Here is a 2,727-nt window from a genome sequence, read left to right on the forward strand (position 1 = left end):
GACGAGAACTACCGCCATGTCTTCAAGAAGATCCTGTGGGCGCTGCCGCCGCCGCTGGGCATCGGACCCGCCGTCGCCCACACAGCCCGGCCGCCGGGCTGGCGCGGCCCGCCGCAGTCGACCCATGCCGTCAGCGCCAGCCCGGCGGCCGGGCTGTGTGGGCGACGGCGGGTCCGATGCCCAGCGGCGGCGGCAGCGCCCACAGGATCTTCTTGAAGACATGGCGGTAGTTCTCGTCCGGCTCGTGGCCGGTCAGCGGGTCCCGGTTGTCGCAGAACGCACTGTCGAGCCCGGCCCAGTCCTCGGCCGTCAGCACGCGCTGCGCCAGCGGCAGCACCTCGGTTTCCTCGGCCGCGATGTGGGCGAGGTAGAAGTCGATGTAGCGCTGCATCGCCTGCTCGAAACGGTCGCGGCGCAGGCACAGCTGGCTGGTGTCGGCCATCATCTCGAAGCCGAGCAGCTCGTGCTCCAGCTCGCGGATCGCACGCTCGCCGTCGGCATGCTCGCGGTCGAGCCGGTCGAGCACCTCGTCGCCCTCGGTGGTGCGCCGGCGCAGCAGCGGGAACAGCAGCTCGCTCTCCTTCGCGTGGTGAAGGCGCTCGGGGAATTCGTCGACGTAGAACAGCATCGCGCGCAGCACGCTGAAATCCGGCAGGCTGCCGCGGCGCCGGTGCTCGGCCAGCAGCAGGCTGATCGAGCGCAGCATCGCCGACATGGCGCTGTGTTCTTCGAGGATGACGCGGATGGCTGCGTGGTGCATGGCGATGTTCCGGCGGCAAGGAAGCCCGAGCTTGGGGCCGGGGCAGCCGATGCGGCTTGATCCGGCGCAAGGCGCGCCGGCGATGCCGTTGCTATGGTGCCGTCCACCGTGACCCCAACCTGCCCCATGTCCGCCTGCCCGATGCCCGAGTCCACCGATCGTTCCCCCCTGCCCGACGCGTTGATGCAAGCGTGCGTACACGGTGGCCTGCAGCCGCTGCGCCTCGGAGGCCGCACGCTGCTGCCGATCGTGCAAGGCGGCATGGGCGTCGGCGTCTCGGCGCACCGGCTCGCGGGCACGGTGGCGGGGCTGGGCGCGATGGGCACGCTGTCGTCGGTCGACCTGCGCCGACTCCACCCGGACCTGATGGCGCAGACGCCCGACCTGCCCCCCGGACCCGCGGCGACCGCGAGCGCGAAGCTGGCGATCAATGCGGCCAACCTGGTGGCGATCGAGCGCGAGATCCGTGCGGCCCGCGAGCTCTCCGGCGGGCGCGGCCTGCTCGCGATCAACGTGATGCGCGCCGTCAGCGACTACGCGCCGTCGGTGACACGCGCGCTCGAATGCGGCATCGACGCGGTGGTCGTCGGCGCCGGGTTGCCGCTCGATTTGCCGGAGCTGGCGAGCGATCACCCGAAGGCGCTGTTGATCCCGATCCTGTCGGACGCGCGCGGCGTGCAATTGCTGGTGCGCAAGTGGGAGCGCCGCAAGCGGCTGCCCGATGCGATCGTCATCGAGCACCCAGGGCTGGCCGGCGGCCACCTGGGCGCGGCGCGCATCGGCGACCTCCACGACGCCCGCTTCGATTTCGAGACCGTGATCCCGCTGGTGCTGGCCTTCCTGCGCACTGGCGGCTACGAGCGCGAGGTCCCGCTGATCGCTGCCGGCGGCGTGCGCAGCCATGCCGACGTGCTGCGCCTGCAAGGCCTGGGCGCGGCGGCGGTGCAACTGGGCACGCCGTTCGCGGTGACGCACGAGTGCGATGCGCACGCGGCCTTCAAGCAGGTGCTGGCGCAGGCGCGCGACGAAGACCTGGTCGAGTTCACCAGCGTGGCCGGCCTGCCGGCGCGCGCGGTGCCGACGACCTGGCTGCGCAACTACCTGAAGGCCGAGCCGCGGCTGCAGCAGACGATGCACGTGAAGCCGCGCTGCACGCTGGATTTCGACTGCCTCGCGCAATGCGGGTTGCGCGACGGCTTGCCGGGCTGGGGGCAGTTCTGCATCGACACGCAACTCGCGGCGGCACTGCGCGGGGACGTGAAGAAGGGGCTGTTCTTTCGCGGGGTGGGCAAGCTGCCGTTCGGGGATCAGATCCGCGGGGTGGGTGAGCTGCTGCGGCACATGGTGACGCCGCTGCCGGCCTGACGGGCGTACGCTTCGGCCCGCCATGTTCAATGGAGGGCAACCAGGTGGAATGGTCCGAAATCAACTGCATCCTCTCGGCGCTGGAAGCCTTGATCGAGAAATACGAAGCGTCGCTCGAGAGCGGCACGCTCGATGAAGACGGCCAATCGGACGTCAGCAATGACCTGGCCTACGCGGAAATCCTGAAAGGCAAGTACGAGGAGATGCGCACCAAGGCTGCGGGTTGAAGCCCGCTCACCGCAGCAACTGCAGCAGCGTCTCCATGTCGACCGGCTTCACCAGGTGCTCGTCGAAACCATGCGCCGCTGACTTGAGCCGGTCTTCGGCCTGCCCGTAGCCGGTCAGCGCGATCAGCTTCAGCGCGCGGCCACCCGCCTTCGCGCGGATGCGCTGCGCGAGTTCGTAGCCGTCCATCACCGGCAGCCCGATGTCGAGCACCGCGATGTCGACCGACTGCTGCTCCAGCAACTGCAGCGCCGACGGCCCGTCGTGCGCGACCACCGGCAGATGGCCCAGCGCCTCCAGCAAGGTGGCCATCGTGGTCGCTGCGTCCTGGTTGTCGTCGACGACCAGCACGCGCCGCACGCTGCCGTGCGTGGCGA

At 70.2% G+C, this 2,727-nt stretch carries 4 protein-coding genes; 2 read left to right on the forward strand and 2 right to left on the reverse strand.

Going from position 1 to position 2,727, the window contains the following annotated elements:
• Window positions 1-130 precede the first annotated feature (130 nt).
• A complete protein-coding gene (locus ACXJLU_RS33025) occupies window positions 131-760 on the reverse strand; it encodes a hemerythrin domain-containing protein (protein ID WP_457337954.1) in 630 nt (209 codons plus the stop codon).
• Window positions 761-943: 183 nt separating this feature from the next.
• Here ACXJLU_RS33025 and ACXJLU_RS33030 point away from each other — a divergent pair, with 183 nt between their 5' ends.
• Together ACXJLU_RS33030 and ACXJLU_RS33035 are read left to right on the forward strand one after the other, a co-directional pair.
• Window positions 944-2,125 carry an NAD(P)H-dependent flavin oxidoreductase gene (locus ACXJLU_RS33030; RefSeq protein ID WP_457337955.1) on the forward strand — a complete coding sequence of 394 codons (1,182 nt, stop codon included), beginning with the start codon at window positions 944-946 and terminating at the stop codon, window positions 2,123-2,125.
• A 29-nt stretch (window positions 2,126-2,154) separates the two neighbouring features.
• Window positions 2,155-2,352, forward strand: coding sequence for a hypothetical protein (locus ACXJLU_RS33035; protein WP_457337956.1), 198 nt, complete (start codon window positions 2,155-2,157; stop codon window positions 2,350-2,352).
• Window positions 2,353-2,359: 7 nt separating this feature from the next.
• Here the strand turns inward: ACXJLU_RS33035 and ACXJLU_RS33040 are convergent.
• The coding region (locus ACXJLU_RS33040; RefSeq protein ID WP_457337957.1) for a response regulator at window positions 2,360-2,727 on the reverse strand (368 nt) is incomplete at its 5' end.

It is taken from the genome of Rhizobacter sp. P5_C2, assembly GCF_054049715.1.

Excerpts from the sequence above, each read along its gene's own strand:
- ACXJLU_RS33035 (WP_457337956.1), top strand. The coding sequence starts at position 2,155 with ATGGAGGGCAACCAGGTGGAATGGTCCGAAATCAACTGCATCCTCTCG.
- ACXJLU_RS33025 (WP_457337954.1), bottom strand. The coding sequence starts at position 760 with ATGCACCACGCAGCCATCCGCGTCATCCTCGAAGAACACAGCGCCATG.
- ACXJLU_RS33030 (WP_457337955.1), top strand. The coding sequence starts at position 944 with ATGCAAGCGTGCGTACACGGTGGCCTGCAGCCGCTGCGCCTCGGAGGC.